The sequence below is a fragment of the Carboxylicivirga fragile genome (assembly GCF_050589805.1).
Lineage (GTDB): Bacteria > Bacteroidota > Bacteroidia > Bacteroidales > Marinilabiliaceae > Carboxylicivirga > Carboxylicivirga fragile.
This window is the reverse complement of the sequence record NZ_JBNGOY010000033.1, coordinates 1-24923: the sequence shown is the minus strand read 5'-3', so window position 1 is coordinate 24923 and position 24923 is coordinate 1. Positions and strand designations below refer to the sequence as shown.

20 protein-coding genes and 2 tRNA genes are annotated in these 24923 nt (G+C 36.1%); 20 read left to right on the top strand and 2 right to left on the bottom strand.

Annotated elements, in window-relative coordinates:
• Positions 1-79: 79 nt before the first annotated feature.
• The 10 genes from ACRD7B_RS14825 (at position 80) to ACRD7B_RS14780 (ending at position 11339) form a co-directional block, all read left to right on the top strand.
• Entirely contained in the window at positions 80-763 is a 684-nt protein-coding gene (locus ACRD7B_RS14825; protein WP_430825356.1) for an ABC transporter ATP-binding protein, read from the top strand.
• A gap of 3 nt (positions 764-766) precedes the next feature.
• Positions 767-3187, top strand: coding sequence for an ABC transporter permease (locus ACRD7B_RS14820; RefSeq protein ID WP_430825355.1), 2421 nt, complete (start codon positions 767-769; stop codon positions 3185-3187).
• A 189-nt stretch (positions 3188-3376) separates the two neighbouring features.
• Entirely contained in the window at positions 3377-6358 is a 2982-nt protein-coding gene (gene secDF, locus ACRD7B_RS14815) for a protein translocase subunit SecDF (RefSeq protein ID WP_430825354.1), read from the top strand.
• A 104-nt stretch (positions 6359-6462) separates the two neighbouring features.
• Entirely contained in the window at positions 6463-6882 is a 420-nt protein-coding gene (locus tag ACRD7B_RS14810) for a twin-arginine translocase TatA/TatE family subunit (RefSeq protein ID WP_430825353.1), read from the top strand.
• A gap of 11 nt (positions 6883-6893) precedes the next feature.
• On the top strand, positions 6894-7826 hold the full coding sequence (locus ACRD7B_RS14805; RefSeq protein ID WP_430825352.1) for a calcium/sodium antiporter: 933 nt from the start codon (positions 6894-6896) through the stop codon (positions 7824-7826).
• A 3-nt stretch (positions 7827-7829) separates the two neighbouring features.
• Positions 7830-8483 carry an ABC transporter ATP-binding protein gene (locus ACRD7B_RS14800; RefSeq protein ID WP_430825351.1) on the top strand — a complete coding sequence of 218 codons (654 nt, stop codon included), beginning with the start codon at positions 7830-7832 and terminating at the stop codon, positions 8481-8483.
• Between the two features lie 3 nt (positions 8484-8486).
• Positions 8487-9251: a TIGR02757 family protein gene (locus ACRD7B_RS14795; protein WP_430825350.1), complete on the top strand. Its 765-nt coding sequence runs from the start codon at positions 8487-8489 to the stop codon at positions 9249-9251.
• A gap of 2 nt (positions 9252-9253) precedes the next feature.
• Complete coding sequence (locus ACRD7B_RS14790) at positions 9254-9973, top strand: tRNA1(Val) (adenine(37)-N6)-methyltransferase (protein WP_430825349.1); 720 nt, start codon at positions 9254-9256, stop codon at positions 9971-9973.
• 63 nt (positions 9974-10036) lie between these two features.
• On the top strand, positions 10037-10615 hold the full coding sequence (locus ACRD7B_RS14785) for an RNA polymerase sigma factor (RefSeq protein WP_430825348.1): 579 nt from the start codon (positions 10037-10039) through the stop codon (positions 10613-10615).
• The gene (locus ACRD7B_RS14780) at positions 10605-11339 is read left to right on the top strand and encodes a tetratricopeptide repeat protein (RefSeq protein WP_430825347.1); all 735 of its coding nucleotides are present in this window, start codon (positions 10605-10607) and stop codon (positions 11337-11339) included. The genes ACRD7B_RS14785 and ACRD7B_RS14780 overlap by 11 nt, the downstream gene beginning before the upstream one ends.
• A gap of 41 nt (positions 11340-11380) precedes the next feature.
• On the opposite strand, the gene ACRD7B_RS14775 is transcribed toward ACRD7B_RS14780, so the two are convergent.
• Positions 11381-14611, bottom strand: a complete 3231-nt coding sequence (locus ACRD7B_RS14775) for a CHAT domain-containing protein (RefSeq protein ID WP_430825346.1) — start codon at positions 14609-14611, stop codon at positions 11381-11383.
• 94 nt (positions 14612-14705) lie between these two features.
• On the opposite strand from ACRD7B_RS14775, the gene ACRD7B_RS14770 reads away from it, so the two are divergent.
• From ACRD7B_RS14770 to ACRD7B_RS14745, 6 genes are all read left to right on the top strand, one after another.
• Entirely contained in the window at positions 14706-14840 is a 135-nt protein-coding gene (locus ACRD7B_RS14770) for a hypothetical protein (RefSeq protein WP_430825345.1), read from the top strand.
• Between the two features lie 219 nt (positions 14841-15059).
• Positions 15060-15299: a hypothetical protein gene (locus ACRD7B_RS14765; RefSeq protein ID WP_430825344.1), complete on the top strand. Its 240-nt coding sequence runs from the start codon at positions 15060-15062 to the stop codon at positions 15297-15299.
• Positions 15300-15410: 111 nt separating this feature from the next.
• The gene (locus ACRD7B_RS14760; protein ID WP_430825343.1) at positions 15411-16568 is read left to right on the top strand and encodes an HlyD family secretion protein; all 1158 of its coding nucleotides are present in this window, start codon (positions 15411-15413) and stop codon (positions 16566-16568) included.
• Positions 16565-18715, top strand: a complete 2151-nt coding sequence (locus ACRD7B_RS14755) for a peptidase domain-containing ABC transporter (RefSeq protein WP_430825342.1) — start codon at positions 16565-16567, stop codon at positions 18713-18715. The genes ACRD7B_RS14760 and ACRD7B_RS14755 overlap by 4 nt, the downstream gene beginning before the upstream one ends.
• Positions 18716-18762: 47 nt before the next feature.
• Positions 18763-20109: an MATE family efflux transporter gene (locus tag ACRD7B_RS14750; protein WP_430825341.1), complete on the top strand. Its 1347-nt coding sequence runs from the start codon at positions 18763-18765 to the stop codon at positions 20107-20109.
• A 14-nt stretch (positions 20110-20123) separates the two neighbouring features.
• Complete coding sequence (locus ACRD7B_RS14745; protein WP_430825340.1) at positions 20124-20858, top strand: 2-phosphosulfolactate phosphatase; 735 nt, start codon at positions 20124-20126, stop codon at positions 20856-20858.
• A gap of 10 nt (positions 20859-20868) precedes the next feature.
• Here the strand turns inward: ACRD7B_RS14745 and ACRD7B_RS14740 are convergent, their stop codons facing one another.
• On the bottom strand, positions 20869-21039 hold the full coding sequence (locus tag ACRD7B_RS14740) for a hypothetical protein (RefSeq protein ID WP_430825339.1): 171 nt from the start codon (positions 21037-21039) through the stop codon (positions 20869-20871).
• Between the two features lie 247 nt (positions 21040-21286).
• Here ACRD7B_RS14740 and mutS point away from each other — a divergent pair, with 247 nt between their 5' ends.
• The 4 genes from mutS (at position 21287) to ACRD7B_RS14720 (ending at position 24861) form a co-directional block, all read left to right on the top strand.
• A complete protein-coding gene (gene mutS, locus ACRD7B_RS14735) occupies positions 21287-23908 on the top strand; it encodes a DNA mismatch repair protein MutS (protein ID WP_430825338.1) in 2622 nt (873 codons plus the stop codon).
• A 130-nt stretch (positions 23909-24038) separates the two neighbouring features.
• Positions 24039-24113, top strand: a tRNA-Gly gene (locus tag ACRD7B_RS14730).
• A gap of 5 nt (positions 24114-24118) precedes the next feature.
• Positions 24119-24202, top strand: a tRNA-Leu gene (locus tag ACRD7B_RS14725).
• Between the two features lie 284 nt (positions 24203-24486).
• Positions 24487-24861 (top strand): Arm DNA-binding domain-containing protein, encoded by a 375-nt coding sequence (locus tag ACRD7B_RS14720; protein ID WP_430825337.1) that lies wholly within the window; start codon positions 24487-24489, stop codon positions 24859-24861.
• Positions 24862-24923: the final 62 nt, after the last annotated feature.

Here is a 24923-nt window from a genome sequence, read left to right as displayed (position 1 = left end):
TGTTATTTATAAGAATGAAGGAGATGTTAGTGTACGATAGCGGACGCTAATATCCCATAAACGGACACAATTAGTTATCATGATTCACACACGTAACTTAACCAAGGTCCATCGTAATGGTGGAGTAGAGCGCAAAATCCTACAGAATGTCAATGTTGATATTGAAGCTGGCGATTTTGTTGGTTTACTTGGTCCATCCGGTTCAGGAAAGTCAACTTTGGTGAATATGTTTGGCTTAATTGAGCTTCCTACATCGGGGGAGTTGTTGTTTATGGGACACGACATTACCAGATTAAAGGAGCGTCAAAGAGTAAATTTAAGACGTGGAAGTATCGGTTTTGTTTTTCAAGATTTTGGATTGATTGAGGAATTGTCTGTTTTTGAGAATATCGAATTACCTCTTCAATATTTAGGATATAAGCGCAAGGATAGAGTTATGAAAGTAAATTCAATTCTTGAGCAAATGAGTGTCTCGCATCTTAAAGGTTTTTTTCCAAAGCATTTAACCGGTTTGCAAAAACAATTGGTTGCCTTGGCCAGGGCTGTAGTAATTGATCCAAGCGTAATCTTGGCTGATGAACCAACCGGCTGTTTAAATTCGAATGAGGGAAGTAGTTTTATGGAAGTATTATATTCGCTTCATGAAAAAGGAACGACTATCGTTATGGCTACTCACTCAGCTTATGAAGCGCAAAAAACTCAGAGGGTAGTGCAGTTGTATGATGGGCATATTATTACTGATAGCATTAAAGGGGATTTATAAAACATGATGATTAAGCACCATATAAAAGTTGCAATTCGAAACATAAAAAAGCAGGGGATGTATTCTTTGCTAAATGTTTTGGGCTTGGCTATTGGTGTTACTATGAGTTTGTTTGTGTTGTTGCTGGTAAAATATGAATTGAATTTTGATAAATCTTTCTCAGATAGTCAGCGGATATATAGGTATACAACCAAAGGGGTGTTGGGCAATAATTTTATTAATAGTGCCTCTAGCCCTATGCCTCTGGCTTCATTTGTTAGCAAATATGATGAAGTGGAAGAGGTCGTTTTTATGATTCCTGGAGCTAACAATGTTGTTAGTAATGGAGCTAAACAATTTAATGAAGACGAGTTTCGTTTTGTTCCTTTTAATTTTTTTCAGGTATTTGATGTTCCATTTATTGAGGGAGATTCAAAAACAGCTTTAGTTGAACCGGAGTCTATTGTGCTGACCAAAAAAGTTGCACGAAAATATTTTGGTGATGTTAAAGCAATGGGGCAAACTATAAATAGAGCCGGCATTGATTATGTTATAACAGGTGTTTGTGAGGATCTTCCTTCGTCTACTCATTTCAATTTTAGTTTTGCGGCATCAATTTCAACCATTGATAATATTTTGTTGAAGAAGGGCGATAGTGCCTATGTTAAGAATTGGAAATCAGATTGGTTGTATCTCAATGGATATACCTATGTAAAGTTGAAAGAAGGCTATGATAGTGGCAAATATGAAGTTAAGCTGAATCAGGATAAAGAACTTGCCTTGCAAGAGCAAGTTGCGGGTATGTTAAATTCGGAAATAGACATTGATGAAATAGAATTGAATTTTTATCTGCAAGCTGTTACGAGCATTCATTTATCATCGCACCTCAGTGGCGAATTGTCTGTTAATTCTAAACCTATTTACGTTAAGCTTTTTGTTTTTATAGCGGTTTTTATATTGCTTACAACCTGTGTTAATTTCATAAATCTAACAACGGCTAAGTCGCATCGGCGTTTCAAAGAAGTTGGTGTGCGTCAGTTGATTGGTGCAACACGCCGTCAATTAGGATTTCAATTTCTAACTGAAGCAGTTGTTTATAGTTTTGGAGCCACTTTCTTTGGATTGGTATTGCTAGAGCTTTTGCTGCCATTTTTAAATAGTTATTTTCACCTTAATCTTGAGTTTTCACTTTTAAGTGGTTGGTTAGATTTCTTCTGGGTGTTGTTGCTTGTTGTTGTAGTCGGAATTTTATCCGGTAGTTTTCCTGCGATGTTTTATGCCGGATTAAAGCCTGAGCAGGTGATGGTAGGAAATTATCAAGTGAAAAAAATTGGTATCACAATTCGCGGTCTATTGGTTTGCTGTCAGGTTGCAGTTAGTATGTTTTTGTTAATTGTTGTAGCTGGTATGTGGTGGCAAATTCAATTTGTGAAAAATAACGATCCTGGCTTTGCCTATGATAAAGTAATGGTTATTGAGCGAGGTAATGCGGTTGGTGAAAAGTTTGATTTATTTAAGGAGGAGGTAAATCAGCTGTCGGGAGTTGAGTTGGTTAGTGCTTGTAGCAGCATGCCTGGGGATGATTACTTTCATGGAACCTTTAAGATAGAGTCAGGTGGTGGAGAGAAAGTGGTTATGGTGCCTTTAAATTATGTAGAGGAGGATTATTTAGAATTACTTAATGTAACGCTTAAGAATGGTCGTTTCTTTGATAAGAAGAATGATTCATTAGGAATAATCATTAATTCCACTGCCGTAGAAGAGTATGCGCTCAAAAAGCCATTGAATCAAACAATAGAGGTATTGGGGAATAAGAATTGGGCACTTAGTGTTGTTGGTGTGGTTAAAGATTTTCATTTCGAATCGTACTATGCAGATATAAGGCCATTAGCTTTGGTGTTGTTAGGTAAGAAAATGCGCTTTGACTATATCTTGGTGAAGCTTGATGATGATTATACAAACTCCGATTTAGGTAAAATAGAAGATGTTTGGAGCAAGCATTCGGATGGAGATCCTTTTGTGTGGTCAATGATGAAATCGCGCTTAGATAAGCTTTATGATGAGGATAAGCGGATTGTGAAAATAATTTCAGTCTTTGCCATTTTAGCCTTATTCATGACCATAATGGGTATTGTGGCTTTAGCTACGTTTATGATGGAGTATAAAGCTAGACCAATTGGCATTAAAAAACTGCTGGGCGCCCCAAGGCAGTCGGTTATTCTGCAAGTATTATCGGCCTTTAGTGTTTATGTTTTTGTGGGAGTTGTAATTGCATTTATACCTGCTTTTATTGCCTTGAAAGCATGGATTGCAAGTTACTCATATTATAGTTTTATTCATTTGTATTATTTCCCATTGTTGGCACTTCCTGTTCTTGGTTTGGCCTTTATTTCTGTTTTTTATCAGACCTACCAAATGGCGTCCAATGGACCGATTGAGTCCTAATTAATCGTTACTATCTTTGTGTTTCCTTTATTTTATCAATTTAACCAGAATAATACTGTCTGATTTTCATGATGATAGTGTTCGCTTTAATTTAGCTCCTATAATTGAATAGAGGATATCAAAAAAATCAATATATTTGCGCGATTGTAACGTGAAGTGTCAAAACTTATAATATAAAATTACTAACAAATGCAGAACAAAGGAGCAATAAGACTTTTTGCCATTTTATTGGCTTTAGTCAGCTTATATCAACTATTTTTTACTTTTAAGACACGCGGTGTAGAAGCAGAGGCTAAAGAAATAGCCAATGGTAACTCAAATATTGAGTTTACCTATCTTGACTCAATGAAAAATGAAACTGTTTACAGTTTTCTATGGGGCTTAAGAGACTATTCTTATCAAGAGTGTAAAGAACGTGAGATAAATTTTGGACTTGACCTTAAAGGTGGTATGAACCTTATATTAGAGGTTAAAGTTGCCGATATCGTGCGTGCTTTATCAAACTACAATACCGACGAAACTTTCATTAAGGCGCTTAAAGCTGCCGAAGAAGGTGAAAAAAATACATCTAGCGACTTCATTACTTTATTTGGTGAAGCTTTCGAAAAAATAGATCCAAATGCGCAATTGTCAACCATATTCAATACCGTTGAGCTAAAAGAGCGCGTGAGTTATAACTCGACAAATGCCGAAGTTCTTGATGTTATCCGTGAAGAATCATCAAGTGCGATTGATAATGCATTTAATATTCTTCGTACTCGTATCGACCGTTTTGGTGTAACCCAACCTAATATCCAGAAATTAGAAAAAGCTGGTCGTGTATTGGTTGAACTACCAGGTGTTACTGATCCGCAGCGTGTTCGTAAGCTATTGCAAGGAACAGCAAGTCTTGAGTTTTGGGAAACCTATGAAAACTCAGAATTATTCGAGAACTTAATGCAAGCTGATGCTAAGGTTCGTGAGTTAGAGGAAGCTAAAAAGGCTGTTGTTGCTTCGGAAGAAGTAGCGGAAGAGAAGCCTGAAGCTGGTGCTGAAGACTTATCTTTGTTGGGGCAATTAGAAAGTGATAGTTTATCTGTTGATACTTTAGATGCAGGTGCTAAATCATTATTCTCATTTCTGCTGCCAAATCACCCACAGCAGCCAGGTCCAATTGTTGGTATGGCATTATCAAGAGACACAGCTAAGGTAAACGCTTATATAGCAAATCCTAATATTCGTAGTTTATTTCCAAATGATGTTCGTTTTTACTGGATGGATAAGCCGGTTGAAAAGGATCGTTTAGTTGCTCGTTTCGGTGAGGAGATTAATGAAAAGGAAAGAGCGTTCCAGTTAGTAGCTATAAAAGTAAGTACTTTCGATGGCCGTCCTCCTTTGGAAGGTGATGTTATTACTTCTGCTCGTAGTCAAACCAACCAGCGAGGTGAGTTTGAGGTTAGCATGAGTATGAATGCTGAAGGTTCTAAAACCTGGTCGCGTTTAACAGCAGCCAACATTGGTCGTAGTATAGCGATTGTTTTAGATGGATATGTTAAGAGTTACCCAACTGTTAATACTAAAATTGACGGAGGTAGCAGCCAGATTACAGGAAATTTTACACCACAAGAGTCTCAGGATTTAGCAAATATTTTGAAGTCGGGTAAATTACCTGCTCCTGCTCGTATTGTTGAGGATACTGTTGTTGGACCATCTCTTGGTCAAGAAGCTGTTGATAGCGGTTTAAGTTCGTTTATCTGGGCATTTATTGTAGTGCTTATTTATATGTTATTATACTACGGTTACCGTGCAGGTTGGATTGCCGATTTTGCTTTGGTTGCCAATATGTTCTTCATCATGGGTGTTCTGGCTTCGTTTGGAGCTGTATTAACATTACCTGGTATTGCCGGTATTGTGCTTACAATCGGTATGTCGGTTGATGCCAACGTACTGATATATGAACGTATCAAGGAAGAGCTGAAATCTGGTAAGGGTGTACGTTTAGCTATTCAGGATGGTTATAAGAATGCTTATTCTGCCATTATTGATGCCAACGTAACAACTTTCTTAACTGGATTAATCTTATTCTTATTCGGAACAGGGCCAATTAAAGGTTTTGCTACAACATTGATGATTGGTATTGCTACATCATTCTTCTCGGCTATCTTTATTACACGTCTTATCCTAGAGCAGATGTTGAGTAAGGATCGTAAATTAGTATTTGATACAAGCGTTACTCGTAATTTATATAAGAACCTACACATTCGTTTCTTAGAAAAGAGAAAGCTTTTCTTCGTAATTTCTGGTGTGTTACTTATTGTTGCTGCTGGGTCATTAGCAACGCGTGGGTTAAAATTAGGTATCGACTTTTCAGGAGGACGTACTTTTGTAGTTCGTTTTGATGAGAATGTATCATCTGTTGATGTTCAAAAATCATTAGTAGCTGCATTTGACGAAGCTAATGTAGAGGTGAAGCAGTTTGGTAACGAAGGAAACCAGGTTCGCATTGCTACCAATTACATGGTTGATGTAAACAATGAGGATACAGATAACTTGGTAGAAGGTAAGCTTTACGAAGGTTTGCAATCGTACCTTAAAGCTGGAGTTACACAAGAGCAATTCTTGTCAAACCATAGAATGAGTTCGCAAAAGGTTGGTCCAACCATTGCAAGTGATATTAAGGAAAAAGCAGGTTATGCTATCTTCTTTAGTTTGGTTGTAATATTCCTATACATCATCATGCGTTTCCGTAATTGGCAATTTGGACTAGGTGCTTTGGTAGCATTAGTTCATGATGTTCTGATTGTATTGGGAATTTTCTCAATAACTTATTCAATCATGCCTTTCTCAATGGAGATAGATCAGGCATTTATAGCAGCTATACTTACAGTTATTGGTTACTCAATAAATGATACGGTAGTTGTGTTTGACCGTATTCGTGAGTATTTTGGTCTTTATCCTAAGCGCGAACAAGGTGATGTTGTTGATGCGGCTCTTAACTCAACGGTTAGTCGTACAGTAAATACATCGTTAACAACATTTATAGTATTGTTGGTTATCTTCTTGTTTGGAGGTGAGGCAATTCGCGGATTTGTATTTGCACTAATGATTGGTATTGTAGTTGGTACTTACTCATCATTATTTATCGCAACACCAGTTTCACATTTCTTCTTAAATCGTAATAAAAAGAAATAAGTAAATATACTAAGAGAGAAAGCTCCAAGGTTCGCCTTGGGGCTTTTCTTTTTTTTAGCGATGACGTTCTATTTTATTATCTTTGATCAATCAAAAGAAAAAGTATGACTTTATTATTTCTTCCATCAGGTGGCGAATTTATTATCGTAATCATAGTTGTATTGCTATTATTTGGAGCTAAGAGTATACCCGATATTGCTCGTGTATTAGGTAAAGGAATGAATGAGTTTCGTAGGGCTTCTGATGAAATTAAGCGTGAATTTAATGAGCATACCAGCGATATAAAGAAAGATGTTGCTGAAACGCGTAGTTATGTGAATAAGGAAATCGAATCGGCTAAGGAAACGGTTAATACAGAACTGGGCGATGATTACGATCCATATAAGTTAGATGAAGGCGAAGAGCATGATGATTCTAAACCAGAAGTAACGAGTACCAAAAAGCAAAATAAAACTGAAGCTGCAGATGATAAAAAAGTTGAAGGTGACGGTCCGATTTCAAGAGAAGATATAATTGAAGATTAAAACTGTCGTAAATGTCCTTTTTATTATTGATTGCTGGTTTTGTAATACTTTTTTTTAGTGGCGATTGGTTGGTTAAAGCAAGTGTTAATTTAGCACGTCACTTTAATGTTTCTACCTTGGTAATAGGTGTAACCGTTGTTGCTTTTGGTACCTCAGCACCCGAATTGTTAGTCAGCTTAAAAGCTGTTTTTAGTGATTCTTCTGATATTTCAATAGGAAATGTGGTTGGATCAAATATTGCTAATATAGCATTGGTGCTTGGGCTTGTTTCCATTGTTTTCCCCGTTAAAGTGAAGCGTAAAGCGGTTTGGATTGACTGGCTGGTCATGATGGTTGCTTCTGTGGGCCTTTATATTGCGAGTATAAATAACAAGGTGTCCTTTGTCGAAGGTGTTATATTTCTTGTCTTATTAAGCTCTTATTTGTTATTCTCGGTGTGGAAAAGCCGGAAGGAAACAAAGGAAAATACTGAAGAAATTCAGAAGCCCGATATTAGTTTATTAAAGGCTTTCGGTTTCTTTTTGCTATCTACCATTGGTTTGTATTTTGGTGCCGACTGGTTAATCCGAGGTGCAAAAGATTTGGCTATCAACTTTGGTATTAGTGAACGAGTTGTTGGACTTACTGTTGTTGCTTTTGGAACGAGTGTACCTGAATTAGCAACTTCGTTAATAGCTGCTATTAAAAAGGAATCAGATATTTCTATTGGTAATATTATTGGATCAAATATCTTTAATATTTGGGCTGTATTAGGGTTAACATCTGTTATTAAGCCAATTTCTGTAAGTAATGAGCTTATAAAAGTCGATTATAGTTGGATGGTTGGTATAGCCATTTTGTTACTAGTTTTGTTGTTGCCACTTTCAAAGGGTGTTATTTCGCGCTGGAAGGGTGTCATGTTATTATTGCTCTACGTCACTTATATTTATATCTTATTTATTTAATTTATGGTTACTTGTACTGATATACGAAAGAGTTATGGCAATCTGGAAGTACTTAAGGGAGTTGATCTAAGTATTGATGCCGGTGAAGTTGTATCGATTGTTGGGGCAAGTGGAGCAGGAAAAACTACCTTATTGCAGTTGTTAGGAACCCTAGATAAACCCAGCTCTGGTCAGATAAGCATTGATGGTAGTGATGTGCTGGCGATGAATGAGAAACAATTGTCACAATTCAGAAATACAAAAATTGGTTTCGTATTTCAGTTTCATCAATTATTACCCGAATTTACGGCCTTAGAGAATGCTATTTTACCTTCTTTAATTCGTGGCGATTCTCGTAAGAAAGCTGAAAAGAAAGCGAAAGAATTACTTTCATTTTTAAGTCTCAATCATCGTTTGGAGCATAAACCGGCTGAATTAAGTGGTGGAGAGAAACAAAGGGTTGCCGTAGCTCGTGCTTTGGTAAATGAACCAGCCGTTGTATTCGCTGATGAGCCTTCGGGAAATCTTGATTCTCATAATCAGGAAGAATTGCAAAAATTATTTTTTGATCTGCGTTCAGAGTTTAATCATACTTTTGTTGTGGTAACCCATGACTATCACTTAGCTGAGATGTGTGATCGTGTGATTGAAATTAAAGATGGTTTAATTAGTAATTAGACCATGCACATCGATGAATTAAAATTATTTCTTGATGAAAAGGTGGACAAGTATAATAATCCAAATTTCATCGATAGTGATCCGATTCAAATTCCGCATCGCTTCTCTGTAAAAGAGGATATTGAAATCGCAGGTTTTCTTACCGCTACAATTGCATGGGGTCGAAGGGATCAAATATTGAAGAGTGCATGTAAATTAATGGAATTATTGGAGCATCAACCCTACCAATTTTTAACGGAAGCTGATGAATGCGATTGGGATCGATTTGCAAGTTTTTATTATCGCACATTTTCTTCCGCTGACTGCTTGTATTTCCTTCGTGCCTTGAAAGAAATATATAGCAATCATGGTGGCTTAGAGAAAGTATTTACACAAGCTTATCTTCAAGGAGGAATTAAACAATCATTGATTCAGTTTAGAAGTTGTTTTATGGGCTTCAATCCCGAAAAAAGGACTTTTAAGCATGTTGCCAATATCGAGAAAGGAGCCTCTGCGAAACGATTAAACATGTATTTGAGATGGATGGTGCGTTGCGATAGTAAAGGGGTGGATTTTGGTTTGTGGAAAGGTATTTCACCAGCTGATTTGTTACTTCCATTGGATGTTCATACTGGTAATGTAACTCGTAAGCTTGCTATTTTAAATAGAAAGCAAAACGATATAAAAGCTGTGGATGAAGTAATGCGTACTCTGCGGAAATTGGATATAAATGATCCGGTGAAATATGATTTCGCCCTGTTTGGTTTAGGTGTTGATGAGAAATTTTAGGTATGGCGAATAGTTATTTTCAGTTCAAACAATTTTTAGTAAATCAAGATAAGGCTGCCATGAAAGTAGGTACCGATGGTGTGCTTTTGGGTTCATGGGTCAGTGTCGATAATTGTGAAGAGATACTTGATGTTGGTACAGGAACTGGTTTGCTTGCATTGATGTTGGCACAAAGGAATCAGAACGCTAAAGTTTCAGCCATTGATATTGAACCTGGAGCCGTTCAGCAAGCGGATGAAAATTTCAAATTATCGCCTTGGGAATCTCGCTTATCGGTTGATAATATCACTTTGCAAGCCTATGCCAAAAGCAGCACTAAACAATTTGATTTAATCATTTGTAATCCACCTTTTTTTAAAAGTAGTCTTAAGTCAAGTAATGATAATCGAAATTTAGCAAGGCATAATGATGCTTTGCCATTTAACCAATTAATTTCTTGTGCGCATAAATTGTCATGTCCGAATGGTAGACTGGCCGTTATTATACCTGCTGATCTTGAATTAGAGTTTTTGGAACAAATAAATCCTTATAACTATAACCTTATTCGAAAATTAAACGTAAAACCTACACCTAAGAAGCCAATTGCCAGAGTGTTGTTGGAGTTCTGTAAGGGTGAGGGTAAGCCTTTGCAAGAAAGGACCATAATTGTTGAAGACAAAGGAAGACATGCTTATTCCGATGATTTTAAAAATCTAATGAAAGAATTTTATTTGAATTTTTAGATTTGTAAAAGAATTTGGTTTAACATATATTTTTTGTTATTTTGGACGTAAAATCGATTAGTGATGAAGAAAGAGCGTTATACAGATAACGAATTGTTAGAAGGGGTGTATAATCGTGAAGGAAAGATTATAAAACACATCATGAATATGGTTTGGGGACCTATTCAAAGCTTTGTGTCTGATAACAGTGGAAATAAGGATGAGGCCATGAATATAATTCATGAGGCCTTTGTTGCTATTTATTCAAAAACAGAGAAACCTCAATTAACTTGCGCATTCAGCACTTACTTTTATTCTATATGTAAAAATTTATGGTTGAATGAGCTACGCAAGCGCAAGAGTGAGCAAAAAATACTAAATGGTATTGGTGACAATGTATTGATTGAGGCTGATGGAATTGAAGAAAAGAAGCTTTACGAAAAAAGACGTTTGCTTTATTTGAAATATTTTAAGAAAATTACAAAGGTTTGTCAGGATGTACTACGCCTCGTTTCAATTGGTTTCTCAAATGAAGATATCACATCTGAATTGGCATTTAGTTCAGTTCAATACATGAAAAATCGCCGATCGATGTGTAACAAGAAATTAATAGAGATGATAAAGGCTGATCCACAATTTAAAGAATTGAAATATGGATTATAACGATAAAATATTGGAGTTGTTTTCCGGTGACTTAAGCAAGGACGAGAGAGATGAGCTTAAGGCTGATGTTGATAATAACGAACAATTGCTTGAGGATATCAGACTTCAGCAGGAAGTATTGTTTGCTATTGAGAATGGCGACGATGATACTATGGATTTCAGGCAGCAGTTAAAAGATATTAGTCAAGAATTTGTAGAGGAACAAGATAAGAGGCATCGAATACATCCGGGAGTATGGATGGCAGCGGCTTCAGTTGTGGTGGTGTTGGGTTTGGCTAGTTTGTTGGGGCTTTTCCAAAATTCAGAATACTCGGGTAGTTACGCATTTAGCGAATATTATGAGCCTTATGGAACGGATATGGTTGTTCGCGGTGAAGGTCATTTTAATCAATTGGATAAGGCAATTGGTTTTTACCAGAATGGTAATATGGCATTGGCATTAAGTGAATTCGAAAGGCTAGAACGTGAAAATATTGAATTGTCAGGTTTTTTCAGTGCTTTGTGTTACATGGAGATGGGTGATTTTGACAAAGCCAAAGGGATATTAAATGGCATTAATAATGATGCAATATTCTACTCCGATCAAATTAACTGGTATTTAGCCTTGTGTTATTTGAAAGATAATGATGAGAGTAAGGCAGAGGTGTTATTGAATGAAGTTGTTAAAGGTAATAACCAATATTCAGCAAAAGCATCCGAAATACTAAAGAAATTAGATTTATAATAGAAGATAAGAATAAGAGTCGAGCGTCATTGAATTTCTTTTCAATGGCGCTTTTTTAGTTTAATTAAAAGAACAGTGATTAAGCTTATTAATCCGATACTCGCTAATAAATACCATATGAGATGTGAGCCTTGCTTTATTGGACTGGTATTGCCCGAAACTACGTAGTTTGCCCAGTAGTATGGATGAGATCTAATACCATCGGAGTTAGCAATAAAATCTTGTTTGGCTTTTTGCATGGCCACATCCTTGAAGTTATCATTCTTGAGGTTTTTATAAAAGAGTTCGGTTAAGGTGGCTCCTGATTTATCATGTACAGGCCATAAAGTCATTATTTGAGTTTGAACACCCGAAAATGTAAAGGCCCTTGCCAAACTAATAAGTCCTTCTCCAGATTTCTTCTTGCCTCGCCCGGTATTACAGGCACTTAGTACAACCATTGGTGACTCTATGTTGTAGTTGTATATTTCAAATGCCTTTAATACATCCGATGTGTCGTTGTTCGCTGAAAAAACGAGTTGAGAATTTAAAGGTTGCACTTCATCATTGAGAGAGTGCATTGCCAAGTGAAGCACATTGTTCTCGTCAATGGTATTTAAAAAATTAGCTTTTGTTGCTTGTTCGTTATTGTATACTTCTGACCTGAATAATTTGTCAATGTTTTGTATTTCCTCCTGAGCTGCATTTAATGGCATTAAAAAATTGTTTAAAGTGCTTCTTATGGCTATTAAAATGGAATCAGGTTGCGAAGTACTTCCTGTGTATTTAGGCGCGAAGGACGTAACTTTATTAAAAGTAATAGCTTTTTCTGAATGCTTAGGAAGCAATGAGGCATTATAAGTATAAGAGATTGTGTTTTCATTCAATAACCAAGGATAACGTCTAAAATCTGGTTTAGCTTCTGACACATCTTTGGTGAGTAAAGTTTCAAAAGGTAAATAAGCCAACTCTTGATGTGGAACAACTATTAGGTTTTTGTTTTTTAAATCCACAGGATTATTTTCAAAAAGTGCATGGTAGAGTTGATGTGATGCCTTGGCAAATTCTTGTATTCGTTGTATCGTATTTCCTGCTGCAATAAATGGTGAAGCCACTTCGTTGATAACAAGATTTAAGTTTTGGTGAAAGCTGCTGTCAACTTCGGAAATATGGTGATGAAAAGTATTGGGTATTATAGTGTATGTATGGATTTGATTTTTTAGTAGGTAATAGTCCAATAGAACATGGTTGCCCCCAAGTCGTTTTTGGATGTCTTCAATAGATGCGTATTGTGGGGCATATTTTAGTTGGAAATACCTGGGATAATTAGTTTTGATAATTGCATTAATGCTATCCATCTTTTGCATATAAAAACTCATGCGTTCATCCAGGTGACTAAGAATATCTTCTCGTGGTTCCGAACTAAATTTCTCCGTTTCATATTCATTTTGATAAAATTGCACCCGACCTTTAAAGAAACCTTCGTCTTTGATTAGTTCGGCTGGTAGGCCAGCGTTAATTTTCCATTGTTTATCATTAACGCCTATTAGAAGAGAGTACGATTTGCCTTTTTGTACAAATTCATAACTTGACTCTAAGTAAGTCTTGTCTTTTGTTAATGCATATAAGTCACTGTTTATTTTCATTCCAAGTTCAATGTATTCGGCATATGATTCACCTGTAGCCATCTGGTCACTATCAAAATTTAGTTGAGAACGTAAATAATCAATGGATTGATTGGCTTGTGATAAGTGTTTATATGCTTCTTCCAGATCGTCTTTCTTCTGTGTTTTTTTATAATATAGATAAAGTGCTTTGGATAAATTTAAGTTTGCTCGACGAAATAAACGTGCGATGTGTGATTGAGGATTGGTTTCGATATCTTTTTGAAATTGGGAAATGATTTCATCATGTAATTCTTTTATAAGTAAAATAGCTGTTTCATACTGCTCCATGCCAATGTAGCAATGAGCAATGTTATTTTTGTTTTCCCAGAACTCAAACTGTCCATAATTGGCATCATGGTTTAAAATTTCATTTAGTTCTTCGAAGTGATAAAGTGCTTTTGAATAATTCTTTAAGTGTATATTTACCTTTGCTAATTGTTCTTCAAATCTTTTATCACTTTTGTATTTAGAATTGGTAAAATGATCCCTATAGATTATTGCAGAATCTAAATAAGCCAAGGCAATCCTTGGTTTATTAAAAAATGCGTTGACCTGTGCAGCAATTGCATAATACTCATGGGTTCGTTTGCCATTACGAATTTTACTTTCTTTAATTGCTTCTTTGGCGTAATAAATTGACAATTTTTCTTTTCCAAGTTTTAGGTTGCTTATTGCCAATAATTTAAAAGAATTAGGTCGTTTGTTATGGTAGGATTCTTCTGCTACCATAAGTGAAATAGCTTTTTTATAGTAGGAGTTTGCTTCGGTATATTTTTTTTGAATAAATAAATAATCTCCTTTTTTAAAATATAAGAAGGCCAGATCGCTCTTTAGGTTTGGTGATTGTTCTAAGTAAAATTTTTCGAGACGATTAGTGTATTTCTCAAAATCAGCATCATTGCCTATATAACTACAGACAGTTATGTAGGTGGCGAAAAGATAATAATTATGGGTTTCAATGTCATGATTAAAAGGGTAGGCAAAGATTTCATGATATTGCTCAATTACCTTTTCATATTGACAGTATACATTACCCAATTTTTGTAAGTAACTGGCTGCACCTGTATTAAAATTTTCATAATCTCCGGTTTTAATAAGTAATCTCTTGTCAATATTGAATGCTTGTTCAAAATAATCGAGTGCACTCTTGTGCTCCTTATTAATACTATGAATAGTTCCAAGGTTGGAGTAGATTTTAGTCAAAACACTGTCTACAAGGAATTCTTTAACTCCTGTTTTTAGTAGATCTTCTAGTAGTGATATAGCCTCTTCTCTCTTATTTAATATGATATAAAAAGAGCCTTTATAGAGTTGGATGTAGTTATCAAATAAAACGGATTTTTGTTTTTGTTCTATAATGGTTAGAAAATCTGTAGCTTCTTTAGCTCTTTCTGTATAGTTGAATGATTTTAAAACACAGGCAAGCGCGTGTAATTCCTCATCCTCTAGTAATGTTTTGTTCTTACTTATAAAATAATCGTTTCCTTTTTGAATAACTGATTCGTAAGAATGGGAGTTGAATTCGTTCTTAATTATTATTATGTTAGTGATAGTTGTTTGTGCGGAATTGTTTTTAGGTAGGGTTAATATCAAGATAATCAATATGATGAACCTTATTTGAAGCATGAGTTTAAAAATAAATTAAAAATAAATTAAAAAAAGGTGTTACGATTCTATCTTTTTGCAATTAACCCATGTAAACTAATTAAAACAATGTGTGATGAAAGCAATCAAGTACAATATTAAAAAACGCAATCAATTTAACAAGTTTGACGCAAAACAAAGCGATTTTTTAAAAAAGATTGTAGGTGGAGATGGAATTGCTAAAGATGAAAGTAATAAGGTTAAGATTTAATAAGTATCCATTTAATTGAAAAGGACTTTGGACGAGTCAGATTCAATATAAAGATATAGGTGCTAAGGCACGAGCTAGAAAATATCTCAATTCAGAAATGGTATCTTAACGTAGGTACCGCTGTTAGTGAAAAGAAGAAGCAGGAGCCCCCAAGATTCCCGATTCTTAATCTCCTCTTCTTCTCTTTCCTACTTTTATTAATCGGGTAAATTTTGTGATATGGCTATAACTGAAATAAATCGAACGATCGATTGGATTGATAAAGAAATCCGATTTAAACGCACAGGTTCTCCAATACAACTGGCTGGTAAATTATCCATGTCGGTTCGTATGCTTTATTTTTATTTAGATATGATGAAATCTTTAGGGGCTCAAATTACCTATTCTAAAGATGAAACCTCTTTTGAATACATCAATCTTGGCCATTTTAAAGATGGTTTGAAGTGGATAAAGGATTAGTTTATCTACAATTATTTTTTTTATCATAGAACACCCTTTCTTTTTGAAATATTCTTCCGCATGGCAGTTTCATATAAAAGTTGTAATTTCATTGCGCTTTGAAACACCACTATGCCCAAAACTAAAATACCGCAGTTAAATTTCCGTAAGCATGTGTCTTATTCAAACTATCATTACAGGGGTAGTTTATTGTATTGGATACTTCTTTTTTTATTCTTTGTTTCATTTATATCCTTAGCTATTATTAAAGTTGATGTTACCGTTCAAAGTAGAGGACTGGTTAAAACATTTAATAAAATTAGTCCGATAGCTGTACCTATTACCGCAAAGGTTTTACAAGTTAGAATCTCTGAGAACTTGTATGTGAATGCAAAAGATACACTTCTTGTTTTTGATCAAAGTGGTTTGGAAAGTGAGCTAAGTATAAAGCAAGAGCAATTAGATTTATATACTACATATATTCGTGATATTGAGGAGCTGGTAAGGCCTGGCGCAGATAAGCAAATTCGTTCTAAGCTATATCAGAAGGAATATATTGACTTTAAAGCTAATTCGAACAAGTTACAACGTAAAATAAATAAGCTGCGTGTTGATTTTGATCGAACAAAGTTATTGTTTGAGCAAGGGGTGGTGGCCGAAGTTATATTGCAGGAGGATTCTTTTAACTTAAAAGAATCGGAAGATGAGCTAAAGGCATTTGATTCACAGCTTAAGGCAGAATGGGAAATGCAAAAAAGAAACTATACAGTTTCGAGTCAAGATGTGCTTACACGCCTTAAAATACTGCAGCAGGAAAAACAGCAACATTGCATAATCGCACCTTATAATGGGCATATTATTGACTTTAATGGAGTGGCAATTGGAAGTTTTGTAAATGAAAATGATATCATCGCATACTTATCCCCAGAGGATGACCTAATAGTTGAGAGTTACGTACCTTCTTCAGATATTGGATTAATTAATGAAGGTATGGAAGTTAGATTTCAGATTGATGCCTTTAATTATAACCAATGGGGTTTAATGATGGGTGAGGTCATTGAGATTGCGCAAGATGTTACTAAGGTTAATGATGTTTACGTTTATGTTGTAAGAAGTAGAATGACAGAATCTTATTTAAAATTAAGTAATGGGCTGGAGGGGAAAGTAAAAAAAGGTATGAGCTTGACTGGGCGTTTTGTGGTTACAAGGCGTACTTTGTTTCAGTTAATATTTGATAATCTAGATGATTGGCTAAATCCTAAAATAATAAAATCAAAAACTGCTTCATGAGTTTTAATGTGCAACAATTTGACAAAACGGATTGTGGAGCAGCTTGTTTGGCATCCATAGCCCGGTATTATCGTTTGAAATTACCTGTTTGGAAAATACGTCAATTAGCAGGTACTAATCGAATTGGGACAAGTGCCTATGGTTTAATTCATGCAGCAGAGAAATTAGGCTTTGATGCCAAAGGAATTGAAATTACCTCAGATGAACTTTTTGAAATACCGCTGCCTGCCATTGCTCACCTAAAGCTATCAAATGGGCAACATCACTTTGTAGTTGTATATAAAATTGGAAAGAGAGCTGTTAAGGTTATGGATCCAGCCGAGGGGAAGATGCTGCATCTTAGCTTGACAGATTTCAAGGAAAAATGGACAGGTGTAGCGATCCTTATGATTCCATCATTGAATTTTACAGCAGGTAATGAAAAAGTGGGACTTACTCGTCGCTTATATTCATTGGTTCGTCCACATCGACATGTTTTTGTGCAATCTGGTTTTGGAGCATTGGCGTTTTCAATTATTGGAGTGTCTACAGCCATTTATATCCAGAAAATTACTGATTTTGTATTGGTAGGACACAACAAAAATCTTCTTAATTTAATGGGGGTTATCATGGTTGCCTTGGTTTTATTTCAGGTTGTTCTTGGAATGCTGCAATCGTGGTTTGTATTGCGAGTTGGTCAGAATATTGATACAACTTTAATAACAAGTTATTATGAGCATTTGATGAAGCTTCCTCAGCGTTTTTTCGACAGCATGCGTGTGGGAGAATTAATTTCAAGGGTAAATGATGCTATTAAAATTCGGAATTTCATTAATCAAGTTGCCGTTGAGGCTGTTGTTGATGTGTTGATTGTTCTGATTGCCTTTCTTGTAATGTTTGTTGTTAATTGGCATTTAGCTATACTTACAAGTTTGGTTATTCCTGTTTACCTTTTGGTTTTTCTTGTTACCAATAGAGTTAACCGAAAGGTTGAGCGAAAAAAAATGGAGAAAACCGCCGAGCTTGAAATACAATTGGTGGAATCGCTTAGAGCTAGTAGAACCATTAAGCAAATGGGAGCAGAGAAGTATTTTACCGAGCAGTCTGAGGATCGTTTAATGAATGTTCTGGAGGAAGTTTATCGTTCGGGTAAAATTGATATTCTATCTGGTTCTTCCATGTTGACGATAAATCGATTATTAACCATTGTTGTTTTGTGGATCGGCGCAGGCATTGTAATCGAAAATAAATTAACCCCAGGTGAATTAATGTCTTTTTTCGCAATCACGAGCTTTTTTACTGGCCCAATTGCGCGTTTATTAGGCATGAATAAAACGGTGCAAGGTGCATTGATTGCTTCGGATCGTTTGTTCGAAATATTGGATCTTAAGAGTGAGCATGAAGCAGATGGTGATAATACCGAAGCTTTAATACTAAAGGGTGATGTGTCCTTTAAATCTGTTGACTTTTCGTATACACTCGAACAGGATCTTTTTAAGGATCTGTCGTTCGTAATAAAACAGGGCAGTATTACAGCATTGCTTGGTGATAGCGGTTCAGGAAAATCAACCATTGGCTATTTATTACAAGGTTTATATCCTATTTCTTCTGGTCGCATTACAATTGGGAGTGTTGATTTGGGCTATGTACCACTATCGCAACTAAGAAAGGTTGTAGGTGTTGTTCCTCAAAACATTGAGCTTTTTGCGGGTAATGTTATTGAGAACATTGCTTTGGGAGATTATTCGCCTAACATGAAGCGACTCAATGATATTATTGATCGTTTAAACTTACATGATATCATTGATGCTTTGCCAGAGGGCTTATATACTTGGCTTGGCGAAAATGCTATTCAGTTATCGGGTGGCCAGAGGCAACGTTTGGCAATTGCAAGAGTTATGTATCTCGATCCTGAAATCTACGTATTTGATGAAGCTACCTCGTTTTTAGATGATAGAACCGAGCAGCAGGTAAAAGATATAATATTAAAACTTCGCGAGCAAGGTAAGACTGTTGTGATGGTAGCACACCGATTAAGTACCATCGACATAGCTGACGATCTATATGTTTTTTCAAAAGGCAACATTTTAGAATCAGGCACATATGATGAACTTTTGGAAAAGAAAGGCCGTTTCTACGAAATGATTCAACATCATACGCGAAGCTGATTTTTATAGCTGTATTCTTTGTAGTTTTGTGGCTCAATTTTTAATAAATGAACCTACACAATAGATATACGGCACATTATTGGCCTAATATTAAATTAGCTACGCCAGTTGTTTTGGCCCAAGCTGGTCAGATGTTAGTTAACTTAGCTGATACACTGATGGTGGGGCAGGTGGGAACAGCTCCTTTGGCAGCAGCTTCTTTTGCCAATAGTATCTTCATTAATGTGCTTTATTTCGGAGTTGGAATATCGTTTGCATTAACGCCTTTGGTTGGAAAGGCTTTTGGTAGTGGGGATAAAGAAAAGTGTGCATACTGGTTCAGGCAAGGGGTATTTGCGAATGCAATTATTGGTGTTCTGCTTACCTTGGTGGCTGGAGCTATTTATTTTTTAATGCCCTATATGGGGCAAGAGGAAAATGTGGCCACAGAAGCACAGCCATACTATATTTTGCTAATTCTTTCAATTTTGCCATTTCAGCTTTTTAATGCTTATAAGCAATTTACCGAAGGCCTTAGTAATACTAAAATAGCCATGGTTATAACCATTGGCGGTAATGTGTTAAATGTTATTCTAAACTACATTCTTATATACGGTCATTTTGGTGCGCCTGAATTAGGCTTGGTTGGTGCTGGTATTGGCACTTTAGTTTCAAGAGTTATGATGGCTGTGACCTTTGCTTATTTAACATCAAAGTTGTCGCTGTATAAAACGATTCGAGGATTAAATCATGATGCTTTTTCTTGGGTAGCATTTAAGAAGATGTGGAGTTTAGGTTTGCCTATTGGTCTACAGTTTGTTATAGAAGTGTTTGCATTTAGTATTGGCAGTATCATGATGGGGTGGATCAGCGCGGTTAGTTTAGCGGCTCATCAGATTGTTCTTAGTTTGGCCAGTATAACCTATATGATGTCCTCCGGTTTGGCCTCAGCCACAACAATAAAAGTGAGCATATTTCGAGGAAAGAAATTTTTTGCAGAAGTAAAGAATACGGCCTTTGCATCCTTGCATATAGTCGTTGTCTTTATGACATTAACTGGTATTTTATTCTTGCTTTTACGCTTTTTCTTGCCCTCCTTATTTATTGATGATGTTGAGGTTATTAAAGTTGCGGCTGGATTAATGTTTATTGCCGGACTCTTTCAGATATTTGATGGAATTCAAGTGGTTACATTGGGCATATTAAGAGGAATGGAAGATGTTGTGGCTCCCGTTATTGGAGCTGGAATAGCTTATTTGTTAATTTCAGTGCCGTCTAGTTATGTTGTAACATTCTTGTTTAATGTGGGGCCGCTTGGTATCTGGGTTGGGTATTTGGTTGGTTTGGCTTCTGCGGGCGTTTTTTTACTTTGGCGATTCAGAGTTTTATACCGTAGAAATTACAATGTAAATTAAGATATTTTACGAGGATGAAGATAGATGTTGTATTGACGGCACAGCAAGTTGAGAAGGAACAGGTGCAAGGTAAAACGGTAGTGGTAATTGATGTTTTACGAGCTACATCTGTGATGTTAACTGCCTTTAAATTTGGTGTGTCGGATATTATACCCGTATTAACTCCTGATGAGGCAATAGCATTGAAGTTGAAACGAGGGGGTAATGTAATTTTGGGTGGTGAGCGCAATGCAGAGCTCATATCTGGCTTCGATTTCGGAAATTCACCGCTTTCATATATGCATCATGGCATTAAGGGAAAGACCTTGGTGATGACTACCAGTAATGGAACACTTGCCATAAATAATTCTTTATCTGCCAAAGAGCTTTTAATTGGGGCTTTTTCAAATTTATCTGCCCTTGTAAAATATTTGAATGGCAAAGACGATGTCGTATTGGTTTGTTCAGGAACCAATGGAAAGTTTACCATTGAGGATGCTTTATGTGCTGGTAAAATTATTGAGGGTTTGAAGGCTATCTCCAATAATATCGATTTGAGCGATGCGGCTTTAATGTTACATCAAATGGCTAGTGTGTCGCATCAAGAATTAATAAGTATAGCATCTGGTGGCTACCATTACAATGTGTTGAAAGAAAAAGGATACGAAGCTGATTTAGACTATTGTTTTCAGATTGATCAGGTACCAATCTTGGCAATATGGGAAGGTGATTCAATAAAATGCACAACAGGTACAAATGACCTGTTGTGACATAAATGTTTTAACTAATTAGTTTGTTAAGAATAACGTGAGCGGCGATTCCTCCAATCATTAAAATACCGGCAAATACCAATGGAGTATTACTTACAGGGCTATTAATGGTGTAAAAAGCCAGTACGGCAACGCCAATAATGATTAAGATAATTCCGAAATTTTTCAAAAACTGATTCATAGAGATTTTTCTTTTAGGTATGTCTAAATATACAAAAGAATGATCTAAATCAAAAATTGATGATTAACGAAAAGTATGGTTTCTGATAGGATTTGAAGTGAAGTAAAGAAACATTTCGAAGACCTGTTGATATTTTTATCTTTGCATTTCAGAGTTTGAGTTGAATGGTTTCTATTTGGAATAATCCCTTTTGAAATTGTTTGTTTTGAATAAATTAAGTTAGAACGAAGGTTAAAAACGATATACATTGGCAAAAGCAAAAAAAGGCGTTGTTCAAACACCATTGATGAAACAATATTATAGCATTAAGGAAAAATATCCCGATGCTGTTTTGCTATTTAGAGTAGGTGATTTTTATGAAACATTCTCGGATGACGCCATTAAGGCATCTGAGATATTAGGCATAACTTTAACACGTAGAGCCAATGGAGCGGCTTCGTATGTTGAGTTGGCTGGTTTTCCGCATCATGCCTTAGATACTTATTTGCCAAAGTTGGTACGAGCGGGTGAGCGAGTGGCTGTTTGTGATCAGCTGGAAGATCCTAAAATGACAAAAACAATTGTCAAACGAGGAGTTACGGAGTTAGTAACACCTGGTGTGGCAATTAATGATAATATACTTGAGCATCGCGAAAATAACTTTTTGGCGAGTGTTCATTTCGATAAAAAAGTGGCTGGAGTAGCTTTCTTGGATATTTCAACTGGTGAGTTTTTAACTTCGGAGGGTTCGTTCGAATACGTTGAGAAGTTATTGACCAACTTCAAACCAAAAGAAGTTTTGTTTGAAAAAGGCAAGCGCCAGATCTTTGAAGATGCTTTTGGAACAAAATTTTACACATATGCCTACGATGATTGGGCTTTTGCACCTGATTCGGCACACGATCGTTTGCTCAAGCATTTTGAGACGAATTCCTTAAAGGGTTTTGGTGTCCATAATCTGAGCTACGGAATTACTGCTGCTGGTGCCATTATGCATTATCTCGATTTAACCCAGCATCATAAAGTTCAGCACATTGTTAGCCTTGGGCGTATTGACGAAGATAAATATGTGTGGTTAGATAAGTTTACCATTCGTAATCTTGAGTTGTTTGGTTCGTTAAATGAGGGAGGGAAATCATTAATTGATGTGATTGATAGAACCATAAGTCCGATGGGTTCGCGCATGTTGAAACGTTGGTTGGCTTTGCCATTGAAAGATGTAAAACCAATTGTTGATCGTTTGGGTGTGATTGAGCATTTTTTCAAGCAACCTGAATTGAAGGATATTATTACGGAAGCGCTTCATTCGATAGGTGATTTGGAGCGACTGGTTGCAAAAGTAGCTGCTGGCAGAATTACACCTCGTGAATTACTGCAATTAAAAACGGCCTTATATGCCATTGATCCAATTAAGGAAGGTTGTTTGGCAAGTGATAACGAGCATTTGAAATATATTGGTGATCAACTTAATGCTTGTATTACCATTCGTGAGCGTATTCATGGCGAAATACAGAGCGAACCGCCAGTGCTGATTTCGAAAGGAGGCGTTATTAGCGAAGGGGTTTCTGAAGAGCTGGATGAATTGCGCAAAATAGCATTTTCGGGTAAAGATTATTTGGCCAATATGCAGCAGCGTCTTGGTGAAGAAACGGATATTCCAAGCATCAAGATTGCCTTTAATAATGTATTTGGTTACTACATCGAAGTTAGAAATACACACAAGGACAAAGTGCCGGAAGAATGGATTCGTAAACAAACCTTGGTAAGCGCCGAAAGATATATTACAGAAGAATTAAAGGATTACGAAGCGAAAATTCTTGGGGCAGAAGAAAAAATATTAGGGATAGAAACTAAGCTGTACAATGAACTGGTATTGGCTGTTTCAGAATTTATTTCGGCCATTCAATTAAATGCCAACTTGCTTGCCAAGATAGATGTTTTGACTGCTTTTAATACTTTGTCCATCGATTCTAAATTTGTTCAGCCGGTTATTCACGACGGTTTGGAGCTTGATATAAAAGCAGGTCGTCATCCGGTTATTGAGAAACAATTGCCTATTGGTGAAGAGTATGTGCCAAATGATGTGTTTCTGGATAATGACAAACAGCAAATAATCATCATAACAGGGCCAAATATGGCAGGTAAATCAGCTTTGCTAAGACAAACTGCCTTGATTACTTTAATGGCGCAAATTGGTTGTTATGTGCCAGCTGAATCAGCATCGATAGGGGTGGTGGATAAAATCTTTACACGCGTTGGGGCTTCTGATAATATTAGTTTGGGCGAATCAACCTTTATGGTTGAGATGAACGAGGCGGCCAGTATCTTGAATAACTTAACTAAACGAAGTTTGGTGTTGTTCGATGAATTAGGACGTGGAACTAGTACTTACGACGGTATCTCCATTGCCTGGTCCATTGTTGAGCACATTCATAACAGTAAGCGGGCAAGCGCCAAAACGCTATTTGCAACCCATTATCATGAGCTGAACGAAATGGAGAAAACGCATAAGCGTTGTAAGAATTATAATGTCTCGGTAAAGGAAGTCGATAATAAGGTGATTTTTCTGCGTAAGCTTGTTCCAGGAGGCAGTAACCATAGTTTTGGTATTCATGTGGCGCGTATGGCCGGTATGCCCAAAAGCGTGGTGAAAAGGGCCAATGATATACTGGGAGAATTAGAAAACTCGAATCGAAGAGGGGATTTGTCAAAACCGATTGACGATATTTCAAATAATCGTGAAGGAATGCAGTTAAGTTTTTTCCAATTAGACGATCCTGTGCTGACTCAAATTCGAGATGAAATACTAAATATAGATGTAAATAACCTAACTCCTGTGGAAGCATTAAATAAATTAAATGAGATAAAGCGGTGGACAGGAGTGAAATAGATTTGTTGGGTAAAAAATATTCAATAAATCGTATTTTTTTCTTTTGGAGATTTCAAAAATAGGTCTATATTTGCATCCGCAATCGGGAAATAAGTCTTACACGAAGCGCTTATGATTGCAAGTATTGAACGCGAAAATAGCTCAGTGGTAGAGCACGACCTTGCCAAGGTCGGGGTCGCGGGTTCGAATCCCGTTTTTCGCTCCAAGGATGCTCGAGTGGTGGAATTGGTAGACACGCAAGACTTAAAATCTTGTGTCCATCTGGACGTGCGGGTTCAAGTCCCGCCTCGAGTACTGATCAATATATCAAATTGATCTAAAAGCGCTTAAAACTAATGTTTTAAGCGCTTTTTTATTTTTGTGAAAACTCATTAAAAAGCAAAGAAATAGTAGAAAAACGAGACTAAAACGAGACCTATGGTTTCAAAAATAAAATAGGTCTCGGCAAAATGCACCTCTCTGATTGCCAGTATACAAATTGACTCAAATTGATATTATTTGAACTTGGTTGTAAAAGTTTCTCATCTTAACTTGAAGAAGTTAGCGAGACCTATTTTCAATCAAAAAACTTGTTAATTATGAGACTAATAACAAATTATGCAATTAAGAAGAGCAAAGTGAAAAAAGACGGTACATGTCCTTTGTACATCCGAGTCACATTGAATCAAAGACGAGTCGAATTGTCAACAGGAATTTGCATAGATCCGCTTGATTGGAATGAGATAAATCAACAAATCGATTCGAAAACTCCTTCTTCTAAGACTTACAACACACGCCTTAAAAAAATTATCACTGACTTAAATGATTTTTATAATCAACTTGTTTCTATTGGTAAACCTTTTGATATTATTGATATTAAGAATAAATACCTTGGCAAAAGTAATGCAGTTGGTTTCCTTGTTGTTTTTGATTATTATATAAAAACAATCACTAGTGACCGACTAATTTTTTAAAATGAGGGTACTCCCTAAAGGTTTCCCCTCAAAGTTGTAAATTGATTTTGCGAAACATTTTA

Coding starts and splice junctions, on each gene's coding strand:
- ACRD7B_RS14825 (WP_430825356.1), top strand. CDS start 80: ATGATTCACACACGTAACTTAACCAAGGTCCATCGTAATGGTGGAGTA.
- ACRD7B_RS14820 (WP_430825355.1), top strand. CDS start 767: ATGATGATTAAGCACCATATAAAAGTTGCAATTCGAAACATAAAAAAG.
- secDF (WP_430825354.1), top strand. CDS start 3,377: ATGCAGAACAAAGGAGCAATAAGACTTTTTGCCATTTTATTGGCTTTA.
- ACRD7B_RS14810 (WP_430825353.1), top strand. CDS start 6,463: ATGACTTTATTATTTCTTCCATCAGGTGGCGAATTTATTATCGTAATC.
- ACRD7B_RS14805 (WP_430825352.1), top strand. CDS start 6,894: ATGTCCTTTTTATTATTGATTGCTGGTTTTGTAATACTTTTTTTTAGT.
- ACRD7B_RS14800 (WP_430825351.1), top strand. CDS start 7,830: ATGGTTACTTGTACTGATATACGAAAGAGTTATGGCAATCTGGAAGTA.
- ACRD7B_RS14795 (WP_430825350.1), top strand. CDS start 8,487: ATGCACATCGATGAATTAAAATTATTTCTTGATGAAAAGGTGGACAAG.
- ACRD7B_RS14790 (WP_430825349.1), top strand. CDS start 9,254: ATGGCGAATAGTTATTTTCAGTTCAAACAATTTTTAGTAAATCAAGAT.
- ACRD7B_RS14785 (WP_430825348.1), top strand. CDS start 10,037: ATGAAGAAAGAGCGTTATACAGATAACGAATTGTTAGAAGGGGTGTAT.
- ACRD7B_RS14780 (WP_430825347.1), top strand. CDS start 10,605: ATGGATTATAACGATAAAATATTGGAGTTGTTTTCCGGTGACTTAAGC.
- ACRD7B_RS14775 (WP_430825346.1), bottom strand. CDS start 14,611: ATGCTTCAAATAAGGTTCATCATATTGATTATCTTGATATTAACCCTA.
- ACRD7B_RS14770 (WP_430825345.1), top strand. CDS start 14,706: ATGAAAGCAATCAAGTACAATATTAAAAAACGCAATCAATTTAACAAG.
- ACRD7B_RS14765 (WP_430825344.1), top strand. CDS start 15,060: ATGGCTATAACTGAAATAAATCGAACGATCGATTGGATTGATAAAGAA.
- ACRD7B_RS14760 (WP_430825343.1), top strand. CDS start 15,411: ATGCCCAAAACTAAAATACCGCAGTTAAATTTCCGTAAGCATGTGTCT.
- ACRD7B_RS14755 (WP_430825342.1), top strand. CDS start 16,565: ATGAGTTTTAATGTGCAACAATTTGACAAAACGGATTGTGGAGCAGCT.
- ACRD7B_RS14750 (WP_430825341.1), top strand. CDS start 18,763: ATGAACCTACACAATAGATATACGGCACATTATTGGCCTAATATTAAA.
- ACRD7B_RS14745 (WP_430825340.1), top strand. CDS start 20,124: ATGAAGATAGATGTTGTATTGACGGCACAGCAAGTTGAGAAGGAACAG.
- ACRD7B_RS14740 (WP_430825339.1), bottom strand. CDS start 21,039: ATGAATCAGTTTTTGAAAAATTTCGGAATTATCTTAATCATTATTGGC.
- ACRD7B_RS14720 (WP_430825337.1), top strand. CDS start 24,487: ATGAGACTAATAACAAATTATGCAATTAAGAAGAGCAAAGTGAAAAAA.